The following is a 25,710-nucleotide window of genomic DNA, read 5'->3' as shown; positions in this document are numbered from 1 at the left end:
GATCCTATTGCCTTAGCGCTTGTGCCAGCTTTGCGTGTGTTTTAGTAACACATCACCGAGAAACCAATGCACCACTCGAGCGCCCATACACGTCACCATGATTAAGACCGCCATCGCTGCAGCAGGAGCAATGTCACCCGCATCGTCCATATTGAGCACGGCAACTGAAGCTAAGGTCGTGTTGTAGGAGTACAAGAATACGACCGCAGAAACTGTTGTCATCGCGTTCACAAAAAGATAGCTGGCAATGTCCAATACCGCAGGCAAACAGACCGGCAATGACACACGCCAAAAGGTGATAATTTGTGGCACCTTGAGTGACGCTGAGACGGATTCAAACTCAGGGTCAATTTGTTTTAAGGCAGTCGATGCGGTCATGTGGCACACCGTATAAAAGTGGCTAATGGTGCACACGACTAAAATGGTCATGGTGCCATAAATGCTATTGAGTGGATTGTTAGGAGCGTTGAAGAAAAAGATGTACGCCAAACCCAATACCAAGCCAGGTACTGCCAAGGGCAGAATGGCAAATAATTGGAAAAAGCCTTTTAGTACGCCATATCCAGACAGCTTTTCCGCCAAATAGGATTGGAAGAAAATAAACAGCGTACCGATCACTGCGGTATAGGCTGCCATCTGTAAAGAATTCCAATAGGAAGCCCAGCCACCGCCGTCCATCAAATCAAACTGATAGTTCTTCAAAGAAAGAGATAGGTTATAAGGCCAGAACGTTACCAAAGAGGCGTATACCGCCATCAGAATAATGCCGATGATCACACCGGAAAGAACAAGCATAAACAACAAGGACAGCTTGTCGGCTAGTGGGCGTGGTTTGGGAGCAAAAGGCACGGCTTTTGACGTTAACTGCGCAGACTGCCGACGTTGTAACCAGCGATCGGTTAAGAAAGTGAGTACCGCAGGCAATAAGAGAATCACACTAACAGTGGCGCCCATTTCAAAGTTTTGTTGTCCAATTACCTGCTTGTAAATGTCGGTCGCCAAGACATTGTACTGTCCGCCAATTACTTTAGGTACGCCAAAATCGGTGATCACCAAGGTAAACACTACGAAAGCCACGCTGATAATGCCGTACTTAGCTGCTGGCAAGGTGACGGTGACGAAAGTACGCCATGGCGACGCGCCTAACACTTCTGCAGACTCGTATAAGCGTGCATCACTTTTCGATAGTGCGGTTAGCATGATCATCAGCGCATGGGGAAAGGTCCAAAAGCAGGAGCCAATAATAATCCCGATCGGGCCATAGATACTTTCTCCAAACAACAGTTCTTTCAAAATGCCTTGGTTGCCAAACAAGTACACCAAACTGATGGCAGGCAACAGAGAGGGGGACAAAATTGGTAGAACCAAAATCAGACGAAACATACCTTTGAGTGGAATACAGGTACGGTTAATAGCGTAAGCTGAAAAAAACGCCAGACTAGTGACGATCAAGGTACAGACAAAGGCTAAGAAAACAGAATGGCCAATGGAGCTGGACAGACTTGGGGTGGTTAAAAACAGTGTGAAATTTTCTAGCCCAACAAAGTTACCCTCGCGGTTTTGTACGCTTTTAGATAAAAGGCTGTAGATAGGCAGTACAATTGTAACGACCAGTGCTAAGGTGCCAACAATCATCATGCAGCCAAGCGCCCATTCATCCCAACTGCGACGACGGATCAGAGGCTGTTTTTGGCTGCTTGTATCTGTTGTAGTTAAGGTGGCTTCCATTACACCGCTCCTGCAAAGATATGTAGGCGATCTTGTGGCAATTGGCAGACCACTTTTTGTCCTTGTGATAGTTCAAGACGAGCCATTTCGTTCATGGAGATGTCGGCCATAATCGGTGTTTCGCGGTCGTCCAATTGAAGTAGGGAGCGTACACGGGAGCCTAAAAACTCCAGATGTACCACTCTGGCATTCACAATGTTGCCAATGTTGGTGTCAGCTGTGAAACGAATATCTTCTGGACGAATGGCGACACGAACTGCTTGTTCATAAGCAAGCGTGTTTTTAGGAGAGCGTAGGTGTAGCGACCCTGAATTGAGAAGGCCGCTTTGTGTGACTTGTGCTTCTAGAAAGTTCATTTCGCCAACGAACTCTGCCACAAAGGGGCTTTTGGGGTTGGCGTAAATCTCTTGTGGTGAGCCAACTTGCTCGATCACACCGTGATTCATGACAACAATTTTGTCCGCCATGGTCAGAGCTTCTTCCTGATCATGGGTTACCATAATTGTAGTCACGCCAAGCTTTTCTTGGAGCTGTTTGATTTCTTGGCGTAAATGGGCTCGTACTCGAGCATCTAGTGCAGACAAGGGCTCGTCTAACAGCAGAAGCCCAGGTGATGTGGCTAAAGCGCGGGCTAAGGCGACCCTTTGTTGTTGACCGCCAGACAGCTGCATAGGGAATTTCTCTTCGCTACCAGATAATCCTACGGTAGCGAGTAACTCTTTGACTCGTGCTCGACGTTGGTTGGCTGGAATGCGTTGTGATACCAAACCATAGGCAATGTTGTCTGCTACGGTTAGGTTGGGAAAGAGGGCATAGGATTGGAAAACAATACCAAAGTCACGATGTTTGACTGGTAAATAAGTGATGTCTTTGCCTGCTTGGGAAACCATGCCACCAGTGGGTAGATCAAGGCCTGCAATAATTCGTAATAAACTGGTTTTCCCGCAGCCAGAAGGCCCTAGAAAGCAGACAAATTCGCCTTCGGCAATACTCAGTGAGATGTCCTTTAGCGCTTGATAAGAACCGAAAAACTGCTGGACATTTTCGAGTGTTAAGTAGGTTTTATTTGACATGACTTGTTCTCTCATCCTATGAAAAAGCAGCGCTGAAGCCAGTCAGCACTGCTTGTTGTGCAATAGAAATTACCGCTTTGTTGTGTTATTTGGATTCACTCTTGCTATCAAAGCGTTGCTGCCATTGCGCTAAAATCTTATCGCGGTTTTGAGCAGACCAAGCAAAATCGTTATCAATCATCAGTTCTTCCGCATTGGCTGGGAAGAATTCGACTGGTTTGGCAACACCCGGCATCGCTACAACGGCATAGCCTTCGTTGTACATTTCGTTGGCTTTCTTAGACACAGTCCAGTCAACCAGTGTTTGGGCTGCTTTCAGTTTGTCTGTGCCTTTCACGATTGAGGTTGCTTCCATATCCCAGCCAAGACCTTCGGTTGGGAAAACAATGTCGAGTGGCGCGCCTGACTTTTTCGATTTAGCGGCACGGAAGGCGAAAGAGATACCAATTGGGATTTCACCAGAGGCCGCTAGTTTACAAGGCTTAGAGCCAGAGTGAGTGTAGCGATTGATGTTCTGGTGTAAGCCGTCCATGAATGCCCAGCCGTCTTTTTCGCCAAACAGTTGTAACCAGCTGCTCACATCTAGATAGCCTGTACCAGACGAGTTCGGGTTGGGCATGATGATGTGATCTTTGTAGATAGGCTTAGTCAGATCTTGCCAAGAGGTTGGTTTTGGTAAGCCCAACTTTTCGGCTTCGACGGTGTTATAACAAACGGCCGCCATCCACGCGTCCATACCAGTCCAAACTGGCTCTTCGGAACGGTCTTTGAATTTAGGCGAAAGCTTGTCATAACCTTTTGGCTTGTAGCTTTGCAGCATATTTTCACCATCAAGCAGCATTAGGCTGGTCGCCGCTAAGCCCCAAACTACATCGGCCTGTGGGTTGTCTTTTTCCGCCAATAGCTTGGCGGTGACGATCCCAGTTGAGTCACGTACCCAGTTAATCTTGATTTCTGGATGATCTTCGTTGAAACGCGCTGCGTATTTTTTTAGGTCTTCCGCTTCGATGGCGGTGTAAACCGTTAATTCCGTTTGTGCGGCATGGACGCTTGTCATAGAAAGAGCAGCGAAACCTGCAAACGTGGTAAAGCATTTAGCAAGGGTCTTCTTGTTCATTTCAACTCTCCGTGGGCAGTCAGAATACAAAAGTTAATCTGGTATATACCAGTTGGTGTTGAAAACAATAATGATGAAATGTTGCATCTTGATGACAGATGTAAAAAAGTAAAACGATGCTGTCCTTAGCGATGTTTTAAAGTGCGAAAAAAAGACAGGAATTGGAGAAGGGGTTAGTCGCGAATGGCTATTTGGATAGTGACGGCGTCATGGCGCCAGTATTCGTAGTCGATTTCCAGCACTTGTTTGTCTTGAGTATAATTGATGCGTTCAATGTTTAGGCCAGATTGCCCTGCGGTAATGCCCAGTGCGCTGGTGGCTTCTTCAGGCAAAGAGGTGGCCTTGAAAGATAAATCCATATCACGATAAGACATCTGGTACTTGCGGGCTAGCAGTTGACTGAGAGACTGAGTTAGGTCTTCCTCCTCGATGCCGGGTAATAGCGTGGTATTGATGTACATTTTCTCGATCAATACAGGGCGATTATCAATATAACGTCGACGGTGCAAGAAGAGGACAGGTGTGCCGACGGCTAAGTTCATTTTGGTTGCCACTTCTGAATCGGCTGCGACCAGTGTTTGCTGCAGCTTTTCCGTATGAGGTGTATAGCCTTGCTCGGTGACGAAAATATTGAAGCTCAGGTGGGCGGCTGGGTCATACACTACGGCTGGTGGCGAAACAAACCAGCCACGGCGATTTTGGCGATAAACCATACCTTCCATTTCGAGGCTTTGCAGTGCTTGGCGCACTGTGACTCGGGTGAGTTTGAATTGCTCACCAATTTCTCGTTCGGAGGGTAACTTACTGCCCGCTTCCAGCACCTTATTGCGAATCAGGCTGTGGAAATGTTCTTGCAGATGGCGGTAATGCTTCAATGACATTGACTCATTCTCTAGGGGATATAGCCCCTTAACATACTAAAAACAGGCTATTAAACAAAGCCTTTCCCTTGCTTATTAAGACACCCTGTTCAACGGCAGTGGTGCCGCTGTTTTTACTGAGCGAATAGCAAAATGGCTCTGAATGTCTTTGACATGAGGCAGTGACTGCAAAGCCTTTAATATACGCTCGTAATCCTGTAAGTCCCTTGCTACCACTTCTAGGCGATAGTCCGCGATACCGGACACCAGATGGGCGCTGATGATGTCTTCCATTTCTAAGATCGCTTGTTCAAAGACGATGTGCTTGTCTCCCGCATGGCTTTTTAAGCGTACTTCGACAAATACTGTCATGGAAAAGCCCGCTTTTTGTCGGTCAATGCGGGCGTGATAACCTTCTATCACACCCGAATCTTCTAAGTGTTTAACGCGGCGTAAACACGGAGAAGGGGATAAGTGTATTTCTTCCGCTAGGGCGACGTTGGTTAAACGGCCATCCGATTGCAGATGAGAGAGAATATCTAGGTCGGTTTTATCCATAATGGCACACTTAGTAATGTAAAGAGTTGAATTGAGTGTTATATGCTAAAAAGTAGCCTTTCTTGAGGGTAAATAGCAAGGACATGCTCGCGGATGAGAGCAGATAATAAAGCTATCGATTTCCCAAGAGGTGGTTATGTCCCAAACAGTCACACAGCACACATCAGCAATAGCAGCTCAAGAAACACCAAAATACAAACAATACGCCACAGGTTGGGGTTTTCGCCTTGGCTTATTGGCGGCTTTTGTAAGTATTTTGATTTGGGCGTCTTGGTTGGTCAGTATGCGTGCTGGCATGACCAATACTTTGACTGCTTTCGATTTGGGTATTCTACGATTTTCTCCGCCAGCATTATTACTGTTTCCTTTCTTATGGCGCGCTAGAGCCCAAGTAAAAGCGGTTTCTCCCATACTTTTATTGGGCATTGTATGTGGTGCCGGCCTGCCGTTTTTCTACCTCAGTGCAACAGGCGTTAAATACGCTCCTGCGTCCCATGCTGGCTTATTAATTCTTGGCGCTTTTCCTTTCTTTGTGACCTTGCTGGCCGTGCTTTTCTATCAAGAAAAAGTCAGCCAAGCGCGTAAAATCGGCTTGAGCTTAGTTTGTATCGGCGTGGTTGTTTTATTCAGCTTGTCACTGCTTACCGCACCAGAAAACACATGGAAAGGCGATTTATTATTGCTGGCCGCTAGCTTCTTCTGGGCGGTGTACACAGTGAGTTTGCGGATTGCAGGATTACCACCGTTGGTATCGACCGCTCTAATGGGATTAGTCTCCCTAATCGCGTTGGCTTTCTTATGGGCCACAGGATTAGCGTCTAGTGGACTAGCCGATGCCTCTTGGGATATGTTGGCAGGTCAAATTCTAGTGCAAAGCCTACTTGTTGGCCTGATGACGGGCTTCTCCTATGGCTATGCCATCCAAAAACTTGGCGCGGAAAACATGGCCGCCATCGGCGCCTTCACCCCAGTACTCGCCGCGCTCATCGCCATCCCCGTACTTGGCGAATATCTAGAAGGCTACTCCATCGCAGGGCTTATCTTCGTCAGCGTCGGCGTTGTCATCGCCAGCGGGATCTTTAAAAAGCGGTAGTTTTCTTTATCACCTCAGAGCTCTGATAACCCCGCTTACCTAAGGTAAGCGGGGTTTTGTTTTTTTTATAGAGATTTTTATTTTCCTCGAAGTCATAGCTATTTATTTTAAGGGTTATTGGAGTTGTGGTTTGTTTTGTTCAAAAAAATAACCTATTGAAATTTTTGAAAACAAGCTCAGCTCAACTAGTTCATTAGTGGCTTTAGCAGAGGTACGATCAATGAAATATCCAATTGTATTACATACCGATAACGGCGTTAGTTATGGCGTGACTGTGCCAGATGTGCCCGGCTGTTTTTCGGCTGGCGATACATTTGATGAAGCACTAGAAATGGCTGAAGAAGCGATTTTTTCTCACCTTGAACTCTTGCTAGAAGACGGTGAAGACATTCCAACCGCCAGCCCAATCTCTGTTCATAAAGACAACCCAGACTACGCCGATGGCGTGTGGGCTGTGGTGAATATAGATATCACACCACTGCTTGGTAAAAGCGAAAAAATTAACGTAACACTGCCACATTTACTCATTACCAAAATCGACAAAATGGTGGCGGCTAATCCGAAGTACAAATCCCGTTCTGGGTTCTTGGCCGAAGCATCGAAGAAAGTGCTACAGTTAAGTTAGCGGCAAGATAAAACAAGCACAGGATGTGTTGAGTATTGTTGAAATACTGCCCAAGGAGGGTATACTTTGATTTATAAAACGAAAGAGTTTTGTTCTTTAACTAAAAAAGATCGTTTGTCTGATATGGATCTCATTGAAGCATGTGATGAGATCCAGAGAGGATTAGTTGATGCAGACCTAGGTGGCGCTCTCTATAAAAAGAGAGTGGCAACAGAGGGCAAGGGTAAGAGTGGTAGCTATCGAACGATTATTGGTGCTGTCATTGGTGAAAAGTACTTTTTCTTGTATGCCTTTGCTAAAAATAAACGAGCCAACATCACGAAAAAAGAGCAAATGGCGCTAAGGGAACTAGCCCAAATCTTCATTAGTTTTAGCCAAGTTGAATTAGAAAACTTGATAGCCTCACAAGAGTTAATCAAAGTAGAGCATTGCCAAGAAGGAGATCGCCATGAGTGATATTTTAAAGTCTGTTCACAAGACAGCCAAAGGCCTTAAAAAGGCGGGTGCGATTGATAAAACCACCATGCGTCAGTTTGATACCTTATGCTTAACCTCCATTCATGATTTCACACCTGAGCAAGTCAAAAAACTAAGACTCGCCAACAACCTTTCCCAACCTGTTTTTGCTCAATACCTTAACGTCAGCGATAAGCTCGTTAAAAAATGGGAGCAAGGTGAAAGTAAACCTAGAGGCGCTGCGCTGAAAATGCTGTCTCTTGTGAAGCGTAAGGGGATAGAGACCATTGCTTAACTGTAGTGAAATATTGGAAATACATAATGTGATTTTTTTGGAATCAATGAAATAAGGAAGTACTTTGCTGACTAGAAAAGAATTTGAAAGGCTTATAGTTGAAATTGATCGAGAGCTTGGTGATAGAAACTTACTCTTTCATCAAAGACCAATGCATGCTTTTTCTAGTTTAGCAGGCAAACTTGATCCAAAGGGTGTATTTCCTATCACTTCTGAAGATTTTAATGATCCAGATGATTTTTCAAATGAGGCTATTTTCACTCAAGTCCATAATTGGTATGAAGAAACTTATGGTGATCGAACAAAAATACATATGGGGCCTGGTAGCTATATCCTTATTATCAAAGGTGAGCCTTGGAAGGTTGAGCTTCCTTTAGTGTATGGAAGGAATAACTTTACAATCGACTCTGATCTTGAAAGAGTTGAAAGGTATGTTGTTGCAAATGACGGAAAAAAAGTCCCATCGACTAATATTCTTTGGCATGTGGAAAACATAACGAGAAAAGTAGCCTTATCTCTTTCTGATGAAGAGCGAGAGATTATTTTTCAAGACTATATGTTTGCTTTGAACTCAGTGCAATTTTTACGAGATTTAAAAGGTGTTCCATATATGGAACAGGGAATGAATGATTATGATACAGCGATTCACAACATTTTTTATAAATACCCTGATTACAACAATGCAAAATGGTCTGCACTTCAGTTTGCAGAAAAAACTATAAAATCAAAGCTGAAGCAACATAATGTAAAGATTAAACATATACATTTTCTTTCTGATCTTTCAGGTGATCTTGAAAAAATAGGAATAAATGTCTCAAAACAACTAATCGACAATATACAGTGTGATGCGAAGGTTCGATATGGTGAGCAAAAAGTAACTCGGTATGAGGCTGTTCTTGCAATTAGAAGTTCACTTTCCTTATTTTCAGATGTCTTTCGAGCATCTTCATTTGAGATTAATACATAGTAATCAGACACAAAAAAACCGCTTACCTTCCGATAAGCGGTTTTCCATTCAAACCAACCAATCCTATTAAATAGAATTACGCATCAATACGTTTGTATTTGATACGCGTTGGTGTGGCTTCGTTGCCGGTACGTTTTTTGTAGTCGGCTTCGTATTCTGCGTAGTTACCTTCGAAGAAGACAGCTTTAGAGTCGCCTTCGTACGCTAGGATGTGTGTCGCGATACGGTCTAGGAACCAACGGTCATGGGAAATAACAATCGCGGCGCCTGGGAAGGCAAGTAGTGCGTCTTCCAGTGCACGCAAAGTTTCTACGTCAAGGTCGTTGGTTGGCTCATCCAGTAGCAATACGTTGCCGCCTTCTTTAAGCAGTTTTGCAAGGTGCAAACGGTTACGCTCACCACCAGACAAGTGCTTAACCAATTTTTGTTGATCAGACCCTTTGAAGTTAAAGCGGCCGATGTAGGCACGAGACGGTACTTTGTAGTTGTGAACCGTGATCATGTCTTGGCCGTCGGCGATTTCTTCAAATACAGTTTTGTCACCATCCAGTTCACGCATTTGGTCTACGTAAGCCAGCTGTACCGTTTCGCCTATGGTGACGGTACCTGTATCAGGTTGTTCGATACCCGCGATCATTTTGAATAGGGTCGATTTACCGGCACCGTTACCACCCACCACACCGACGATCGCGCCTTGTGGCACGACCATGTTGAAGTCTTCTAGTAGCATCTTGTGTTCGAAGCTTTTGCTAACGCCTTCGATTTCGATGACTTTGTTACCAAGACGTGGTCCTGGTGGAATGTACAATTCGTTGGTTTCGTTACGATCTTGGAACTCTTGCGAGTTCATTTCTTCGAATCGAGCCAAACGAGCTTTGGATTTAGACTGACGGCCTTTGGCGTTTTGGCGAACCCACTCAAGTTCCGATTTAATGGCTTTTTGGTGAGAGGCTTGTTGCTTCGCTTCGGTTTCTAGGCGAGCGTTTTTCTGCTCTAACCAAGAAGAGTAGTTGCCTTCGTATGGAATACCGTGGCCACGGTCCAATTCCAGAATCCAGCCAGCAGCGTTATCTAGGAAGTAACGGTCGTGGGTAATTGCCACAACGGTGCCAGGGTAATCTTTAAGGAAGCGTTCTAGCCAAGCAACGGATTCCGCATCCAAATGGTTGGTTGGCTCGTCTAGAAGAATCATGTCTGGCTTGTTAAGCAATAGACGACATAAGGCAACACGGCGACGCTCACCACCAGAAAGATGCTCTACTTTTGCATCCCAAGGTGGAAGACGTAGTGCATCGGCTGCGACTTCAAGGGCGCGCTCTAGGTTGTGGCCTTCTTTTGCTTCGATCAAGGCTTCAAGTTGGCCTTGTTCTTTTGCTAGGGCATCAAAGTCAGCATCTGGTTCTGCGTATTCTGCGTAAACGGCATCCAAACGCGCCATGGCTTCGATAACGTCAGTGAAGGCTTCTTCAACAATGCCACGGACGTTCTTTTCTGGGTCAAGGTGAGGTTCTTGTTCCAAGTAGCCGATTTTGATGCCAGGCATTGGGCGTGCTTCACCGTTATGCTCGGTATCAACACCCGCCATGATGCGTAGAAGAGTCGATTTACCAGAACCGTTAAGACCCAATACACCGATCTTAGCGCCAGGGAAGAATGAAAGAGAAATGTCTTTTAGAATCTCGCGTTTCGGGGGAACAATTTTCCCAACGCGGTTCATGCTGTATACAAACTGAGCCATAAAGAATCAACTTATCCTATGATTGGAGATCCATGCACTTTTAACGTCGTGAATGAATTTCGTTAAAACACTCCACGGGGTTGCCAAAAGAGCTGAGCAAATCGATGGAGAGCCAAATGCAATTAGTGGGGTAAGGATAGCACAGGGGATGATTAGGAAAAATACAGATGCGAGTAAGAACCGCTATTTATCGTGGCGGTTCTTACTGTGTTTTTTACTAAAGCTTAAAGTTAGATAAATCACTGTTAATGCTGGAGCTAAGAGAGTCGAGTTGATCACTTAGTTGTTCGATACTTGCTGCATTGTCCGTGATCACGATGGTGGCATTATTAATGATCAGCACTTTGTCGCTCACTTCAGACGCAACGGAGCTTTGCTCTTCGGTCGCTGTTGCTACTTGAGCGTTCATGTCGTTGATGACGACAATATCTTGAATAATGTCATCAAGGGCTGTGATGGCTCCGCTGGATTCATCAATGGTTTTTTGCAGGGTTGCGCTGGTTGATTGCATTAGCTTACTAGCGCCTTCCGAAGCGGACTGCAAATTGTTAATGATGCCTTCAATTTCTGTGGTGGAATCTTGAGTTCGTTGCGCTAATGAACGCACCTCGTCGGCCACTACCGCAAACCCACGACCTTGTTCACCAGCACGAGCGGCTTCTATTGCTGCGTTAAGAGCCAGTAAATTGGTCTGTTCGGCAACGCCTTTGATGACTTCCAGTACCGTGTTGATTTGCGCACTTTGGTCTTTCAATTCAATGATTTTCTCAGACGTTGAATTAATTTCTTGGCCTAAGTTGTGAATATCATTGATGGTATTTTTGACAATGGTATTGCCTTTGAGGGCCAGCTCGTTACAGCGTTGGGTTTTATCGGCCGTTTCGTTGGCGTTTCTAGCGACTTCTTGAGTAGCTGATGACATTTCATTAAGTGCTGTAGCGACTTGTTCAATCTCTAGTAACTGTTGCTCAGTGGACTTGGTGTTTTCATTGGCATTGGATTTTATGCTTTGAGAGCAGTGCGATAGCTCGTTGTTTGAATTAACAATTTTTTGTACCAAGGTATGAAGGTTGGAAATAAAAGTATCGAAACCATGTGCAAGTGCGCCCACTTCATCTTTACTCTGAATGTTTAGGCGTCTTGTTAAGTCACCGCCACCTTGTGCGATTTCAGCCATAGCGTTGGCGACAACTTTGATAGGGTTGACGACATAACGAGTTAGTACAAACCAGTTAGTAATCTGTAAAACGAGGATCAAAATGATGCCGATTAGAAGGAACATATTGCGAATTGACGATAAGAGCTTGGCGTTGCTGTCCATACGGTAGGTCACTTCAAGATGGCCTATAACGCTGTTGTCACTCCAAACGATATTGACTGTATCGACACGTAAGTCCTTGGAGTCTGCTTTGGTGCTTTGATCATCTTTCGCTGTGCCTAGTAGTTTATCTCTTTGATCATAGGCTTTGATGCTGTCAACAAAAGGGAGATTCATAAATGAAGACATGATGCGCTCAATAAGACTCGAATCATAAGAGAATATCGGTTCTTGCAGCGCAATAGATAAGGTGTTGTTTAACCCTTTTATTTGTTTGTTTAATGCCTCTTCAAAATGATTTTTTGCCAACATGTAACTACTGGAAAAAATGATCACCATCACGAGTAGTGAGGCAGTAGAAAGAAAAAGCATGGATTTTTGTTTGATTGAATTCATTTCTATCTCGTATCGTTGCTTTGGGAGTAAGGAATATGTCGTTACATTTTTGGTTTAAAGGTTGTCTAAATCTAGCCAAAATTCTTTGCGGTCAAAGGGGGTATCTGGATGCATTGTGGCATTTTTGATACGAATGACTTTGCGCTGCTTTAAGTTGGCCTGCTCTAACACATCTTTAATCATCGGGTGATTGAAGAAGAGTTTGTCAAAGCTGCCATCAGCGATAGCCATTTCAAAGCCTTTGTAAATTTTGTCGTGCAGCGATTTGTTGGACTTTTCAACATAGAAATATTGCGCGAATGGATAAATCAGCATGAGATGTTTTTCAATGGCTAAGTTCAGCTCTGGACGTGATTTTACTTCTACCCAAGGTTCATGAAGCGCTCTGGGAAAGTAATCGAAACGGCCGCCTTCTAGCATTAAAAATAAGTTAGGGTATTTCATTGTGGTGACGGTCGGGATGTTGGCTAATTTCATTACCTTTGTGTCACCCCAAAGTTTGCCCAAGCCAGCATCGAGTTTCTTTAAATCTTCTAAAGAATGTATTTGGTCGAATTTTTCTTGGTCACTGGCGCGAATAATAAAGATTCGGTGTCCGAGTAGCCCCTTTAGTGCCGGAATTCGGATCGGGAGCATTTTATCTTCGTAAGTAGAGGTGGAGCCACCCCACATCACATCGAATTTTTTTGACTCGACGGCGCCAATAGCTCGCGCTGTGTTTAGCTCTTGGTCATTTTGAATGAAGGTGGTATTTTGATCTACCTTACTCATAACGAGCTTCAATACACTGAACATCAGCTCTTCTTTCTCGCCTACCACCTTGTTAACTCTGATGGTTTCAGCGCTTATTACCTGCAGGGAATGAAGCATAAGAGCCACCATTCCGATGTGTCTCAATATATTCACGTGATCTTATTTCCTTATTATTTTTTACATAAAATTACACTTTTCTTAATCTTATGTCTTATAGCTTTTCTATTTCAAGCTAAATTTCATTATAACTATGGAAGAGATAAAAAGGAGAAGAGAGAGCTTTAGTTACTGGCTAAAATGAGAAGAGCCGCTCCGGTCACAACGAAAATAGCCCCAATCCACGCGCCAAATGCAGGACGTTGGCCTGTGGTGATCCATAAGCCTGGGAGAATCAATACCGGAACAATGGCTGACAGAGTGGTGACGATACCGACGTTAGCGTTGCCGACGCCCCAAACTAAGACGCTCATGCCGATCACCATGCCGATGGTGGCGAGGGCGGCGACCCTCATAAAATCGAAACGCGTTAGTTGGCCGAATGGGATCGTATCTTCAGCCTGTTTGTGTCTATAAAACAAGCCATACGCTAACACTAATGCTAGGGCGCCTGTGCCGACGCGTATTGCCGATACTGCAATAGGATCAGCGCCGTCGACTAAGGCTGGCTTGCTAAGCAGTGCACCACAGGCTTGTCCAAGTGCAGCACCAAGAGCGAGTAAAATGCCTATGCTTAATTTGCCCTTGGTTTGTTCCCAAGCGTGGAGGCTAGCTCTACGACCAAAAAGAATGGCAATCACGACTCCGATAAGCACCAAGCCGCAGGCGAAAAGCTGATTGAAAGAAAGGTTTTCATCTAAGAATAGCCAACCCAATAGAATCGACATAGGCGCATTGGTGGCGAAAAGCACCCCAGTGCGTCGAGGACCAAGGCGATGCACCGCAGTAAACAGCATGGTATCGCCAATAAAGATGCCTAGCAGCCCAGACAGCATAATAATTTCAGCATGCTGCCACAGCGTGGTATTGAACCGTTGGGTGATTAGGCAAATTGCTAAGAGGATAGAGCTGGCAATGACAATACGAACCGTATTGAAGCGCATGGTGCCAAAACGTTGAATTAAGTTGGGGGCCATTAGGCTCGAAATAGTCCAACACAAAGCGGCAACCAAGCCCGATAATTCTGCGAACGGCATATAAATCCTTATAAACAAACCCCTTTTATAGGTAAAAAAAGGGGAGAAGCGCACACAGTAGCTTGGTAGCTATATTATGGCGAGGTTGATATCATTTCACCCATCATGGATGGCCTAATTTCAGGCATTCTTACACCAAATTAGTGATATTGGAAGCACCATGCGATGCCCTTTTTGTGGAACTCAAGATACTAAAGTAGTGGACTCTCGTCTGGTTTCTGAAGGCGCACAGGTTCGTCGCCGTCGTACCTGCAGTCATTGCCAAGAACGCTTCACCACTTTTGAAGTGGCTGAATTACAAATGCCGAAACTAATCAAAAGTGACGGAAGTCGGGAGTCTTTTGATGAGGATAAGTTACGCAACGGCATTATTAAAGCCATTGAAAAACGTCCTGTCAGCATTGAAGCGGTAGAAACTGCGATCACCCGAATTAAAGAAAAAATGCAAGCGACTGGCGAGCGAGAACTGCCTTCTCGTTGGACTGGCGAAGCGGTAATGGAGGAATTGAAACGTCTCGACCAAGTTGCCTATGTGCGTTTTGCTTCTGTGTATAGAAGCTTCAAAGACATTAGCGAGTTTCGCGAGGAAATTGACCGTTTAGAAAATCACAGCGCCTCTGTTCCAGAGCCGAAAGAAGCCGCCCAAGAACTTAAAAAAGAAGACAAAGCATGACTGTTTATCATCACGAATATTGGATGGCGAAAGCCATTCAATTGGCAAAGAAAGGCCTTTATACCACGCACCCAAATCCACGTGTTGGCTGTGTTTTGGTTAAAGATCAGCAAATCATTGGCCAAGGCTTCCATGTTAAAGCAGGAGAAGGTCACGCTGAAGTGAATGCTTTAGCTGACGCGAAACAAGATGTGGCGGGTGCAACGGCTTATGTCACCTTAGAGCCTTGCAGTCACCAAGGTAAAACGCCACCTTGTGCTGATGCTTTAATCAATGCGGGTGTTGCGCGCGTTGTTTATGGTATGCAAGATCCGAATCCTGAAGTGTCTGGCAATGGTTTACTGAAAATCAAAAAAACTGGCATCGAAGTGATTGGTCCGGTTTTAGAGGCGGAATGCGAAGCGCTGAATCCTGGCTTTATCAAACGCATGCGCGAAGGGCTTCCTTATGTGCGAGTAAAGCTGGCTATGAGCATGGATGGCCGCACAGCAATGGAATCTGGTGAAAGCCAATGGATTACGGACTCTGCTGCGCGTCTTGATGTACAACGTCTACGTGCTCAAAGTGATGCAATTGTGACGGGGATTGGTTCGGTTTTGGCTGATAACCCAAGCATGACGGTTCGTATTGATAACGAGGGTCAAGAAGCTGATCCAAAAAGCGTGCGCCAACCGATTCGAGTCATAATGGATACGGCGCTGTCGATTCTTCCAGAAGCGAAAATTCTTTACCCGACGAATCAAGCTTGGGTGTTTTCGGTCGAAGAAGAAGTAGAAGAAGAACACTTAGACACGCTGACTAAAAAAGGCGTGACGGTGCGTTTTTCGCCACGCGGTTTAGACGGGCGACTCGACTTATTAGACGCGATGGAGCAGCTGGCCGATGCGGGTATTAACGAAGTTTTGTTAGAAGCGGGTGCCGAATTGGCTGGTGGCTTTTTAGCGGCGGGGCTGGTAGATGAAATCGTCGTTTATATGGCACCAAAGCTATTAGGTTCCAGTGCGCGTCCTTTGTTTAAATTACCTTTAGATGAAATGGATGAGGCGGTGGATTTGACGCTTAAATCGGTTCGCCAAGTTGGTCAAGATGTGCGTTTAGTGTATCAACCACGTTATCTAGAAGATGATTTTGAAGACGACCTTGAAGGTGACTTTGACGCAGAGTTGTAAAAATAAAGAAACGTGAGTCATTGCTTTTTCAGGCTTTTTTTTTGAAATGCCTGAAAATTGTTTTTTCTTGCGAATATTTAGAGAACTTTGCCGAGAAACCTAGAATAAATGTTGCTATAATCGCCGCCCAAGACAACCCATATATTCGTGCCTTTGGTCGATATGACTCAGATGCTGTCTAAACAGTGTCTAATAGCTCTTTAACAACCAAGGGTACTTTCAAACAGACATAAGCGTTAGCCCACAAGGCAGCGTAGTCTGGACAATTGAGGCAAAAAATGAGCGAAGTGGAAACAACAAACGACCAAACTCCAGCACCAAAACGTAAGGAGAAAAAGCCTTCACGTTCGCAATTGCGCAGTGCTTCACGTCGTTTGGCATTACAAGCGGTCTACCAGTGGCAGATGAATCACTCTGCTGTTAGCGAGATAGAGACCCAATTCGTGATGAACCAGGATCAAGAAATGGATTCTTGTGACAAGGTGTACTTCCGCGAGTTGCTACAAGGCGTTACTGCCAGTGCAAAAAAACTGGACGTTATGTTTGAAGAGTTATTAGATCGCCCATTAAGCGAACTAGATCCAATCGAATTGGCAGTTATGCGTATCGGGGCATATGAATTGTCTCAGCGTTTAGATGTGCCATATCGTGTTGCGATCAATGAAAGCGTAGAGCTAGCAAAAGGCTTCGGCGCGACAGAAAGCCACAAATACGTTAACGGCATTCTAGATAAACTAGCACAGCGCGTGCGTCGCGAAGAAATCGCCGCTCGCCGAGAAGCGAATAAAGAGTCAAACAAGTAATCAAAAACCGATTACTTAAACGCTCTCAATAGTATTTGAGAAAGACAACTAAGAGCCCTGTTATTACTTGTTAATAACGGGGCTTTTTTATATCTGCTTCAAACTGTCCAATTTTATTTGAACCTAACGTCCTAATCACAGACTAAATTAACATAGCCCGAGTGCTTAGAAGCCTAGATTAGCATGTTTGCCACTGAACTATTTAGAGTGGCAAGAATACGCTTCATGTTATTTAGGGGAAGCACAGCTTTGTAAATGTGATGATGAAGGTCTTAAAAACAACCGAAAAAATGAACGCGAGGGTCGGTAATGAGTACAGATGCTTTGCTGTTAATTATTTATGTTTTGACGGCAATAGGTTTTTCCTTTCTTTGTTCTGTGGCAGAAGCCGTATTACTGAGTATTACGCCGTCATATGTAGAAGGCATGAAAGAAAAACAGCCAAAATTCGCACAGCGTTTGAAGCGACTAAAACAAGATAATATTGACCAATCGCTTGCGGCTATTCTGACACTTAACACCATTGCCCACACGGCTGGGGCGATTGGAGCAGGTGCGAAAGCTACGGCGGTATTTGGAAGTGCATGGTTTGGTGTGTTTTCAGCGGCCATGACGATGGCGATCTTATTTTTCTCTGAAATAGTGCCTAAAACCATCGGCGCAATTTATTGGTCAAAGCTTGTTGTTCCTACGATGTACTTTGTACAGGGACTTATCGTCATCCTTTACCCCATCGTGTGGGTTTCAGAGAAGCTAACTAAGCTAATATCTCACGGAAAGACGCTGCATCACTTTAGCCGAGACGAGTTTATTGCCATGGCAGAGCTTGGTAAAGCAGATGGCCAGATTCATGATAGTGAATCCAGGGTTATTCGTAACTTGTTTCGTTATGGGTCGGTTAAAGCAATGGATGTCATGACGCCTCGAACGGTTGCTTTTGCACTTTCAGAGAATCAAACGGTTTCAGAGGTGTTTGAGCTTATTAAAAGTAAGCCGTTTTCACGTTTACCTGTTTATAAATCGGGCTTTGATGACATTACAGGTTTTGTGCTTAGAGACGACATTTTGTTAAGTAAGGCGTCTGACCGACATAATGAAACACTTAAGTCTTTAAAGCGTGATATTACCGTGGTCCCTGAAAAAGTATCATTACCAATGCTCTTGGACAGCTTTCTTAACGAGCGTCAGCATATTGCATTGGTGGTAGATGAATATGGAAGGGTAAAAGGAATCGTGACTCTTGAGGATTTGGTGGAGACCTTACTTGGCGTAGAAATTATGGATGAAATGGACAGTGTTGAAAACATGCGGGTGTTGGCGCGCAAAATGTGGACAACGCGAGCCAGAGCGCTTGGAATAGAGGTAGATCGCGTAGAGTAAAGTCTTGGGTATGATGTTTATGATCAGCTATTTTATCGTTTTATTGATGGCTGGTTTATTCTTAACCCGCTATTATAGGCGTCTTAAAGGTGGTTGTTATGCTGCCTTACCCAATATTTTTAGGATCATAATGAAAAAGACGTTTGTACTATCTCACCCCAAAAAGCCATACCAGCGTCTTATTGAAGAAGCGAAAAACGACGTTAAGCAATACATAAAAGCAGAGCGCAACAAAGCCTTGCCAGAAGGTGCGGATTTTTGGGGATTTAACTGCAAGTTTGGTCAAGTCGCAGACAAGGCACGAGCGATTCATGAAGGTGACATCAATGCCAATATTAGTTCTGCACAAAGCCAGCATTGGAAGTCTTTTTATTTAGAAGTGATCCCAACACCGAAAACACGCACTAAACGCTCAGAAGATTAACTCTGGGTATTCGGATTGGATGATGTCTTAAGGGCAGATTGCATTAGGCAATCTGCCCTTTTTTGCTTCTGACATCCTACTGACAATACGGTATCCTCTTACTCATTAAACTGGCTTATTTTGACCGTTAGGCGTGAGCTATTAATTAGGATAAAAGGATCTTCTGTTGAAAGAATTCGAGTTGATACAAAACATCTTTCAAGCGTCTGTCATGGCGAACACGCAAGGGCGTGGGGATCTTTTGTTAGGCATTGGTGATGATTGTGCTCAGGTGCAAGTGCCGCAAGGTCAGAGCTTGGTGTTTTCTATGGATACCTTGGTTGAAGGGCGACATTTTCCCTTCGATGCTGACCCTGTCGATATCGGTTACCGTGCGGTAGCAAGCTGCGTCAGTGACTTGGCTGCAATGGGGGCAAAACCGGCTTTTTTCACCCTAGGGCTGACCATTCCAAACTCTGATCCATCGTGGTTGGCCGGATTAGCACAAGGCATGGCGGAACTGGCGGAGCCAATTGGCTTGGCTTTAGTTGGTGGTGATACGACCAAAGGGCCGCTAACGATCACCCTGCAAGTGCATGGTTATGTGGAAGCGGACATGGCGCTAAAACGCAGTGGCGCCAAGGTTGGTGACGATATTTACGTTACAGGGTTGCTGGGTGATGCGGCAGCGGCTGTGCCGATTGTTACGGGAGAGTTGCAAGTATCGAGTGAGCGCTTTGATTATTTTTATGATCGTTACTGGCGACCAACACCAAGGTTAATTGCCGGCATGGCGCTGAAGCGAGTGGCTCATTCTATGATGGATATTTCTGATGGTCTCGCTCAAGATATCCAGCATATACTTAAAGCATCAGGAGCCGGAGCGAAGATCGATGCGAGTCGTTTACCAATCTCTTCTGAATTGCGTTATTGGCAACCCGAATCGGCAATTTCATTGGCATTAACCGGCGGCGATGATTACGAACTCTGTTTTACTGCCCCGAAAGAGCAAGCAGCCGAGATTGCCTTAATCACGCAAACACTGAGTTTACCTTGTACCAAGGTAGGAGAAATTGTTGCGGAAGGCTTTAGTATTCAAGGCTATGACGGTGAGGCATCGGGCTGGCAACATTTTTAGAGCCGAGATGGGCGCAAAGATTTTTAGTTTTTCATTTAATAAATAGGTAGTAACACCATGGCAAATTCTGCCCCAGCGTCTGTATGGCGTAATCCGATACATTTTTTGGCATTTGGCCTAGGCTCTGGTGCCGCGCCAAAAGCACCTGGCACTTTTGGTACATTAGCAGCGGTGCCGATTTTTATTTGGTTATTACAAGATTTAACGGCCACCGCGTATTTTATTGTGCTGGTCGTGACATCATTAGTGGGGGTTTACCTTTGTGGTAAAACCTCCAAAGACATGGGCGTACATGACCATGCAGGGATTGTTTGGGATGAGTTTGTCGGCTTCTGGATTACCATGTGGCTGGCGCCTGCGGGTTGGTTTTACATCGTGTTGGGCTTTGTCTTGTTTCGTTTATTCGATATCTTGAAGCCTTGGCCGATCTCATGGGTCGATAAAAACGTACACGGTGGCTTCGGTATCATGCTAGACGATATTCTGGCCGGTGTTATGTCTTTTGTCGTACTACAGGCTTTGGTTGAGTTTGTTTTTTAGCGCTTAGTTCCTTCCCCTTTTGTCTTCCAAGGGGAAGGTTAGGATGGGGTTGTTTTTGTTACTCAAACTGTCTATGTTGCCATGAACGAATAACATTTCTTCTCGAAACTACCGCCTCCCTCGTCGAAATGTTATTCGTTCATGGTGTTGATTCCCTCCGACCGGATAACCTTTTCCCCGAAACCAACGCTTTCCCCTTTTTTGGGGGAGGCGCTAATCTGTCTTTAGTCAATGATGATCATTTCTTCTCAAATGCGCTTCAAAGGCGCGGATCATGAGGGATAAGCTGAGTGTGAGTACGAGGTACATGAAGGCGACGACGTTGTAGGTTTCGAAGAATTGGAAGGTGGAGGAGCTGAAGACTTTGCCAAGTTGGGTAATGTCTTGTACGCCTAAAACCGAAACGAGTGCTGAGTCTTTGATCATGGCGACGAGGTCGTTGCCAAGGGGCGGTAAGATTTTACGCATGGCTTGGGGGAGGGTGATAAGGCGGAAGCGGTGCCAGTTGGATAAGCCGAGTGCTTTTGCAGCTTCGATTTGGCCTTTGCCGACTTCTTGAATACCAGCGCGAAACACTTCTGCAATGAAGGCGCTGTAGCTGATGGCAAGGGCGATAATAGCGCGCCACAATAAGGTGAAATCTCGTGTGCGAGCTTTTTCTATCCAGCCCGCTTCAATCGGCATTTGTAACGCCCAGTTGTAGAGTTTGACCATTTCCGGTGCGCCGACAAAGGCGATGTAGAAGAGCAGTACGAGAACGGGGACGCCACGAAAAATTTCTACATATAGGCGAGCAAACTCACGTAGTAGTCGATGACGAGAAAACCCTGCCAGTGCAATTAATAACCCAAGTAAGCTTGCCAGTATAAAGGCCGTGAAGGTGACGCCAATTGTGGTCAGCAGTCCTTCGCTTAGTGCGCCCGCGATGCGTTGGTAGCTTTGGTCGGAAACCATGTTCCAAACCAAAACCAGAGCGATAATAATGATGGTGACGAGCCACCAAGGCGTGCGATCTAGGGATTTTTTAAAGGGCATAATACATTCATAGCAAGACCGTTCCGTGGTTTATCAATAAAAAAACGGATCGCTATATAAAGTAGAAGATCCGTTGCTGTTGTCTGTTACATCGCGTTTATCAGTTGTGCTGCTTACTGATTAAAGTCGAAGAACCATTTTTTGTTTAGTGCTTCTAATGTGCCATCTTTTTTCATGCTTTCGATAGCAGCATTGATCGGCTTAACAAGGTCTGAACCTGGGGTCAGGATGAAGCCGAAATCTTCAGAGCCCAGTGGACCGCCAACGATCTTGAATGCGCCAGGGTTAGCACCGATGTAACCACGTGCCGATGCAGCGTCCATTAATACACTGTCGACGTCACCCGATTTTAGCGCTTGAACGGACGCACCGAAAGTCTCTAATAAAGTGATGCGAGGGTTGCCTTCGTCGCCATCAAGAACGTCATAAACAGCCACATAAAAGTTGGTGGTTCCAGCTTGTGCACCAAAATGCAGGTCTGGGTTGGCGGCAAAGGATTTGGCATCGTTGAAGCGATCTTCATCGGCACGAACTAACATAAACTGCTGAGAGGTCATATAAGGAATCGTGAAGTCGATTTGCTGGGCGCGTTCTTCATTAATAGTGATGCCATCCATGCCGACATCGTATTGGCCTTGTTTGATGGCTTGGATCATGGTGTCCCAGCTGCTTAGGTGCCATTCGATTTTGGCGTTTAAGCGTTTGCCAATTTCATTCATGGCGTCGTATTCCCAGCCAATACCTTCGCCTGTTGCTGGATCAACAAAGTTCAGTGGCGTGTAGGCATTTTCCGTGACGGCTAAAATAGTGCGACCTTTAAGGTCGGGTAAGTTGTCTGCAAAACTTAGGCTGCTGATCGCAACGGTCGCGATCAGCATCAAACGAGATAAAATCTGGGTCATGCTTTTACCTTTATAGAGGGCGTTATATTAATTAAAGTGGTTCAATAGGTTCAAAATTGGTTGCGATTATACACAGCCATCGTGCAAAGATCTCTAGCAAGCTTTAGGCCATCAAGTGGCATCTGTTGGCGTAAGCGGGTATATTTGCGTACCAATATTCAAATCTATGAATAGGCACTTTTTTAGGCTGCGATTAAGGTTATTATGTCCCGCGAATTACCACCTCAACAGGCTTTTCAAACTCATTGCTTAGCGCAAATGGGCGTGGTGTCTTGGTTGTCTATTGATAAAAGTGGGTCTGCTTCGGACAATGTCTCTGGGACGGTTTTTATGCCGCCTCAACCTTGGCCGATTGATACTGATGTCGCGGCGGATGTCGTTTCGGCACCACCGTCTATGGGATTTAAAGCGGCAGATCCTGAACCCGCTCCCGTGCCTAAATTATCGCCAGAAGAAAAAGAGCCTTTGGTTCATAACCTTCGTGAGCAGTTAAATGCTGGTCCGGAAATTATTGTTGAAGATCTACAGCCTATTGAAGAATTGGCGGTAGATATTGTGATTGAGCCTGAATCCAATGTTGTCAGCCAAATTACACACCTTGATATTCGAGCTTATGCGTTACTGAATAAATTGTTAATTTTGAGTGATGTGCCACAGGTGTTTTCCCAAGCAGAAGATATCGAACGTTTGGCGCTGAAAATGGGGCAAGCTCTGCTGAAACAGCCTATTGATGAATGGCAAGGTAGTGCGTTTAGCTGGCCTGGTCAATTGCGTAATCCGTACTTCACAAATCGCACTGACTGGTTGTTTGGAGCCTTAGAAAGCTATGTTGGCCGTCTAGTGAAAGACTTTCCTGAAGTGCCTTTGCTGGTTCTGGCAGGTGCTAAGGTGACTCAGCTGGTGGAAGATTTACCTGCTGATACGTTATTGAAGCAATATCCTACTGCTCGTATTGTGAGTTTGCCTGAGCTACATCGCATTCCAGAGTTACGCAAAGAAGCGTGGGAAGAAATGCAGTCTACGCTTTTTAGCTAATGTCATATTTCGACTGATGTGGTTTTGAATCCTATGAATGTCTCTGTTTCTATCCGTCCTGCCGTTTTGTCTGACCTTCCCGCCATTATCCAACTTGATGCTTTGTCTAACCCTCATCCTTGGGGTGAAAAATTGGTGGCTGACGCCTTGCACAGTCGGGAAAATTGGATAATCGAGTCGGTGGGTTCGACCCCCTTGGTTGCTTTGGGGTGGCTGACTGCATCGGTTGTGCTTGATCAATCCGAATTAGAATTAATTGTGATTGATTCTTCTATGCGTAGACAGGGGCTCGCTAGAAGGTTGATGATGGTTTGGTCAGAAACGGTTGCGCAGCAAGATGTCAGTGAATTGTTGCTAGAAGTGCGTGAATCGAATCTAGGCGCCATTTCCCTTTATGAATCGTTAGGGTTCGAACAGGTTGGTCGCCGAAAGAATTACTATCAAACAGAACAAGGGCGCGAAGCGGCCTGTTTGTTTACCAGAATTTTATGAATTAAATTGTTAAAGAGGTAAGTATGAGCAAGGTATTAGTTCCTATTGCAAACGGCAACGAAGATATTGAAGCTATTACTATTATCGATGTTTTGAGACGTGGTGGTTTAGACGTAACTGTGGCGAGTATTCATGACTCAAAACAGGTTGTTATGGCACACAATACTAAACTAGAAGCGGATGTCTTGTTGACGGATGTGGCCGATCAAATTTTTGATGCGGTTGTGTTGGCGGGCGGCATGCCTGGCGCTGAACATTTGCGTGATTGTGAGTTATTGATTGGTATGCTGGAAAAGCATGACATTCAAGATGCGCTATTGGCTGCGATTTGTGCATCGCCTGCAGTGGTGTTTGGTACCCATGGTTTTGTTGTCGACAAACAAGCGACTTGTTACCCAGGATTTGAAGACGGTCTAACTGGCGCAGAATATATGCCTAATGAACCTGTGGTGATGGATGACAATATTCTGACGGCCAAAGGACCAGCGACTGCGATGATTTTTTCATTGACTGTGTTGGGTAATTTAAAAGGTTATGAAGCAGCACAAAGTGTGGCTGATGGTTTGCTATGTTAAGTCTGTCTGACAGGTAGATATTATTCCTGACTAAGAAGTCAAGAAAAAAAGTGCTTCATTCGTGTATTTTTGCCTGTTTTCTCGGCAATTTGGTGGACGCTAAAGGCGTATCAGAGTAGAATTAGGCAGATTTTTTGAACGCGAGATTCATTGGTTATCCATCAATGGATGAACGGCAAAAACGCAATTTCTTAAAAGCGAGATGAGCCGCCGGTTCGTCTCGCTTTTTTGCAACCTGATAGGCTCTAAATGGGAGGTTCCTTTGGCAACATCAGCGATTCTAGCTCTGGAAGACGGCACGATTTTTAAAGGGGTGTCGATCGGAGCGGATGGCTCCTCAACCGCCGAGGTTGTTTTCAACACCTCGATGACCGGTTATCAAGAAATACTTACTGATCCTTCCTATGCTCGACAAATGGTCACCTTGACCTATCCCCACATCGGGAATACTGGCGTTAACTCTGAAGATGAAGAATCTAACAATGTTTGGTGTGAAGGCCTGATTATTCGTGATCTTCCTTTGGTTGCTAGCAGCTGGCGTTCACAAGAGTCTCTTGATTCTTACCTGAAACGCAAAGGTGTTGTTGGTATCGCCGATATCGATACGCGTAAATTGACACGTATCCTTCGCGAGAAAGGCGCGCAAGCGGGTTGCATTATGGCAGGTGAAAATCTGGATGAAGCAGCTGCTGTTGCGGCGGCCAAAGCCTTCCCAGGTTTGAAGGGTATGGATTTAGCCAAAGAAGTCACGGTTGAGAAAGCTTACGAGTGGACCGAGTCTACTTGGGATCTTGTTAATGGTCATACGACCCCAGAATCATTCGATTTCCACGTAGTGGCTTACGACTACGGTGTGAAACGTAACATTCTTCGCATGTTGGTTGAACGTGGTTGTCGTTTGACTGTTGTGCCTGCGAAAACGCCTGCAAGTGATGTGTTGGCGTTAAACCCAGATGGTGTCTTCCTATCCAATGGTCCTGGTGATCCAGAGCCATGTGATTACGCGATTCAAGCGATTAAAGAGATCCTAGAAACAGACATTCCAGTTTTTGGTATTTGTCTTGGTCATCAGCTTTTGGCTTTGGCTTCTGGCGCAAAAACGAAGAAAATGAAGTTTGGTCACCACGGTGCAAACCACCCAGTGCAAGACATCAAAAAAGGCACGGTCATGATCACTAGCCAAAACCACGGTTTTGCGGTTGATGAAGATTCCTTGCCAGCGAACCTTGAAGCCACTCATAAGTCTTTGTTTGATGGCTCTTTACAAGGCATCGCACGCACTGACAAGAGCGCATTCAGCTTCCAAGGTCACCCTGAAGCGAGCCCTGGTCCACACGATGTGGCGCCGTTGTTCGATCAGTTCATTGAAAACATTAAAGCCACTAAAGCCTAAAA

At 45.2% G+C, this 25,710-nt stretch carries 27 protein-coding genes; 16 read left to right on the top strand and 11 right to left on the bottom strand.

Going from position 1 to position 25,710, the window contains the following annotated elements; genetic code table 11:
• Window positions 1-12: 12 nt before the first annotated feature.
• The 5 genes from DFP75_RS14610 to DFP75_RS14590 form a co-directional block, all read right to left on the bottom strand.
• The gene (locus tag DFP75_RS14610; protein ID WP_110576795.1) at window positions 13-1,728 is read right to left on the bottom strand and encodes a putative 2-aminoethylphosphonate ABC transporter permease subunit; all 1,716 of its coding nucleotides are present in this window, start codon (window positions 1,726-1,728) and stop codon (window positions 13-15) included.
• The gene (locus DFP75_RS14605) at window positions 1,728-2,801 is read right to left on the bottom strand and encodes a putative 2-aminoethylphosphonate ABC transporter ATP-binding protein (RefSeq protein ID WP_110576794.1); all 1,074 of its coding nucleotides are present in this window, start codon (window positions 2,799-2,801) and stop codon (window positions 1,728-1,730) included. Before DFP75_RS14605 ends, DFP75_RS14610 begins: the two co-directional genes overlap by 1 nt.
• A gap of 85 nt (window positions 2,802-2,886) precedes the next feature.
• Entirely contained in the window at window positions 2,887-3,918 is a 1,032-nt protein-coding gene (locus DFP75_RS14600) for a putative 2-aminoethylphosphonate ABC transporter substrate-binding protein (protein ID WP_110576793.1), read from the bottom strand.
• A gap of 173 nt (window positions 3,919-4,091) precedes the next feature.
• A complete protein-coding gene (locus tag DFP75_RS14595) occupies window positions 4,092-4,799 on the bottom strand; it encodes a UTRA domain-containing protein (RefSeq protein WP_110576792.1) in 708 nt (235 codons plus the stop codon).
• Window positions 4,800-4,874: 75 nt separating this feature from the next.
• Window positions 4,875-5,336 carry an Lrp/AsnC family transcriptional regulator gene (locus DFP75_RS14590; protein ID WP_110576791.1) on the bottom strand — a complete coding sequence of 154 codons (462 nt, stop codon included), beginning with the start codon at window positions 5,334-5,336 and terminating at the stop codon, window positions 4,875-4,877.
• 136 nt (window positions 5,337-5,472) lie between these two features.
• On the opposite strand from DFP75_RS14590, the gene DFP75_RS14585 reads away from it, so the two are divergent.
• The 5 genes from DFP75_RS14585 (at window position 5,473) to DFP75_RS14565 (ending at window position 8,772) form a co-directional block, all read left to right on the top strand.
• Entirely contained in the window at window positions 5,473-6,429 is a 957-nt protein-coding gene (locus tag DFP75_RS14585; protein WP_110576790.1) for a DMT family transporter, read from the top strand.
• A 220-nt stretch (window positions 6,430-6,649) separates the two neighbouring features.
• The gene (locus DFP75_RS14580; RefSeq protein ID WP_110576789.1) at window positions 6,650-7,054 is read left to right on the top strand and encodes a type II toxin-antitoxin system HicB family antitoxin; all 405 of its coding nucleotides are present in this window, start codon (window positions 6,650-6,652) and stop codon (window positions 7,052-7,054) included.
• A 66-nt stretch (window positions 7,055-7,120) separates the two neighbouring features.
• A complete protein-coding gene (locus DFP75_RS14575) occupies window positions 7,121-7,510 on the top strand; it encodes a type II toxin-antitoxin system RelE/ParE family toxin (RefSeq protein ID WP_110576788.1) in 390 nt (129 codons plus the stop codon).
• Window positions 7,503-7,805 carry a helix-turn-helix domain-containing protein gene (locus tag DFP75_RS14570; protein ID WP_110576787.1) on the top strand — a complete coding sequence of 101 codons (303 nt, stop codon included), beginning with the start codon at window positions 7,503-7,505 and terminating at the stop codon, window positions 7,803-7,805. The genes DFP75_RS14575 and DFP75_RS14570 overlap by 8 nt, the downstream gene beginning before the upstream one ends.
• 64 nt (window positions 7,806-7,869) lie before the next feature.
• On the top strand, window positions 7,870-8,772 hold the full coding sequence (locus tag DFP75_RS14565; protein ID WP_110576786.1) for a hypothetical protein: 903 nt from the start codon (window positions 7,870-7,872) through the stop codon (window positions 8,770-8,772).
• A 76-nt stretch (window positions 8,773-8,848) separates the two neighbouring features.
• Here the strand turns inward: DFP75_RS14565 and ettA are convergent, their stop codons facing one another.
• The 4 genes from ettA to DFP75_RS14540 all read right to left on the bottom strand — a co-directional run bounded on the left by ettA (window position 8,849) and on the right by DFP75_RS14540 (window position 14,170).
• Window positions 8,849-10,510, bottom strand: a complete 1,662-nt coding sequence (gene ettA / locus DFP75_RS14560; RefSeq protein ID WP_110576785.1) for an energy-dependent translational throttle protein EttA — start codon at window positions 10,508-10,510, stop codon at window positions 8,849-8,851.
• A 217-nt stretch (window positions 10,511-10,727) separates the two neighbouring features.
• Complete coding sequence (locus DFP75_RS14550; RefSeq protein ID WP_110576783.1) at window positions 10,728-12,224, bottom strand: methyl-accepting chemotaxis protein; 1,497 nt, start codon at window positions 12,222-12,224, stop codon at window positions 10,728-10,730.
• A gap of 54 nt (window positions 12,225-12,278) precedes the next feature.
• Window positions 12,279-13,094, bottom strand: coding sequence for a type 2 periplasmic-binding domain-containing protein (locus DFP75_RS14545; RefSeq protein ID WP_217494979.1), 816 nt, complete (start codon window positions 13,092-13,094; stop codon window positions 12,279-12,281).
• Window positions 13,095-13,258: 164 nt separating this feature from the next.
• The gene (locus tag DFP75_RS14540) at window positions 13,259-14,170 is read right to left on the bottom strand and encodes a DMT family transporter (protein WP_110576781.1); all 912 of its coding nucleotides are present in this window, start codon (window positions 14,168-14,170) and stop codon (window positions 13,259-13,261) included.
• A gap of 160 nt (window positions 14,171-14,330) precedes the next feature.
• Here DFP75_RS14540 and nrdR point away from each other — a divergent pair, with 160 nt between their 5' ends.
• The 7 genes from nrdR to DFP75_RS14505 all read left to right on the top strand — a co-directional run bounded on the left by nrdR (window position 14,331) and on the right by DFP75_RS14505 (window position 20,276).
• Window positions 14,331-14,843, top strand: coding sequence for a transcriptional regulator NrdR (nrdR, locus tag DFP75_RS14535; protein WP_110576780.1), 513 nt, complete (start codon window positions 14,331-14,333; stop codon window positions 14,841-14,843).
• Window positions 14,840-16,012, top strand: a complete 1,173-nt coding sequence (ribD, locus tag DFP75_RS14530) for a bifunctional diaminohydroxyphosphoribosylaminopyrimidine deaminase/5-amino-6-(5-phosphoribosylamino)uracil reductase RibD (RefSeq protein ID WP_110576779.1) — start codon at window positions 14,840-14,842, stop codon at window positions 16,010-16,012. The genes nrdR and ribD overlap by 4 nt, the downstream gene beginning before the upstream one ends.
• A 278-nt stretch (window positions 16,013-16,290) precedes the next feature.
• Window positions 16,291-16,815 (top strand): transcription antitermination factor NusB, encoded by a 525-nt coding sequence (gene nusB, locus DFP75_RS14525; protein WP_110576778.1) that lies wholly within the window; start codon window positions 16,291-16,293, stop codon window positions 16,813-16,815.
• A gap of 309 nt (window positions 16,816-17,124) precedes the next feature.
• A complete protein-coding gene (locus tag DFP75_RS14520) occupies window positions 17,125-18,195 on the top strand; it encodes a CNNM domain-containing protein (protein WP_110576777.1) in 1,071 nt (356 codons plus the stop codon).
• Window positions 18,196-18,325: 130 nt separating this feature from the next.
• Window positions 18,326-18,619 carry a DUF6172 family protein gene (locus tag DFP75_RS14515; RefSeq protein WP_110576881.1) on the top strand — a complete coding sequence of 98 codons (294 nt, stop codon included), beginning with the start codon at window positions 18,326-18,328 and terminating at the stop codon, window positions 18,617-18,619.
• A gap of 166 nt (window positions 18,620-18,785) precedes the next feature.
• Entirely contained in the window at window positions 18,786-19,736 is a 951-nt protein-coding gene (gene thiL, locus DFP75_RS14510; protein ID WP_110576776.1) for a thiamine-phosphate kinase, read from the top strand.
• A gap of 57 nt (window positions 19,737-19,793) precedes the next feature.
• Window positions 19,794-20,276: a phosphatidylglycerophosphatase A family protein gene (locus tag DFP75_RS14505; RefSeq protein WP_110576775.1), complete on the top strand. Its 483-nt coding sequence runs from the start codon at window positions 19,794-19,796 to the stop codon at window positions 20,274-20,276.
• Window positions 20,277-20,504: 228 nt separating this feature from the next.
• Here the strand turns inward: DFP75_RS14505 and DFP75_RS14500 are convergent, their stop codons facing one another.
• Both DFP75_RS14500 and DFP75_RS14495 read right to left on the bottom strand, forming a co-directional pair.
• Window positions 20,505-21,311, bottom strand: coding sequence for an amino acid ABC transporter permease (locus tag DFP75_RS14500; protein ID WP_110576774.1), 807 nt, complete (start codon window positions 21,309-21,311; stop codon window positions 20,505-20,507).
• 113 nt (window positions 21,312-21,424) lie between these two features.
• Complete coding sequence (locus DFP75_RS14495; RefSeq protein WP_181417036.1) at window positions 21,425-22,213, bottom strand: transporter substrate-binding domain-containing protein; 789 nt, start codon at window positions 22,211-22,213, stop codon at window positions 21,425-21,427.
• 204 nt (window positions 22,214-22,417) lie between these two features.
• Here DFP75_RS14495 and DFP75_RS14490 point away from each other — a divergent pair, with 204 nt between their 5' ends.
• From DFP75_RS14490 to carA, 4 genes are all read left to right on the top strand, one after another.
• Window positions 22,418-23,248, top strand: coding sequence for a hypothetical protein (locus tag DFP75_RS14490; protein WP_110576773.1), 831 nt, complete (start codon window positions 22,418-22,420; stop codon window positions 23,246-23,248).
• 33 nt (window positions 23,249-23,281) lie between these two features.
• Window positions 23,282-23,740, top strand: a complete 459-nt coding sequence (locus DFP75_RS14485; RefSeq protein ID WP_110576772.1) for a GNAT family N-acetyltransferase — start codon at window positions 23,282-23,284, stop codon at window positions 23,738-23,740.
• Between the two features lie 23 nt (window positions 23,741-23,763).
• The gene (locus tag DFP75_RS14480; protein ID WP_110576771.1) at window positions 23,764-24,315 is read left to right on the top strand and encodes a DJ-1 family glyoxalase III; all 552 of its coding nucleotides are present in this window, start codon (window positions 23,764-23,766) and stop codon (window positions 24,313-24,315) included.
• A 262-nt stretch (window positions 24,316-24,577) separates the two neighbouring features.
• A complete protein-coding gene (gene carA / locus DFP75_RS14475) occupies window positions 24,578-25,708 on the top strand; it encodes a glutamine-hydrolyzing carbamoyl-phosphate synthase small subunit (protein ID WP_110576770.1) in 1,131 nt (376 codons plus the stop codon).
• Window positions 25,709-25,710 lie beyond the last annotated feature (2 nt).

The sequence above is a fragment of the Marinomonas alcarazii genome (assembly GCF_003208215.1).
In the GTDB taxonomy this organism is placed as follows: Bacteria; Pseudomonadota; Gammaproteobacteria; order Pseudomonadales; family Marinomonadaceae; genus Marinomonas; species Marinomonas alcarazii.
This window is presented reverse-complemented; position numbering and strand designations above follow the sequence as displayed.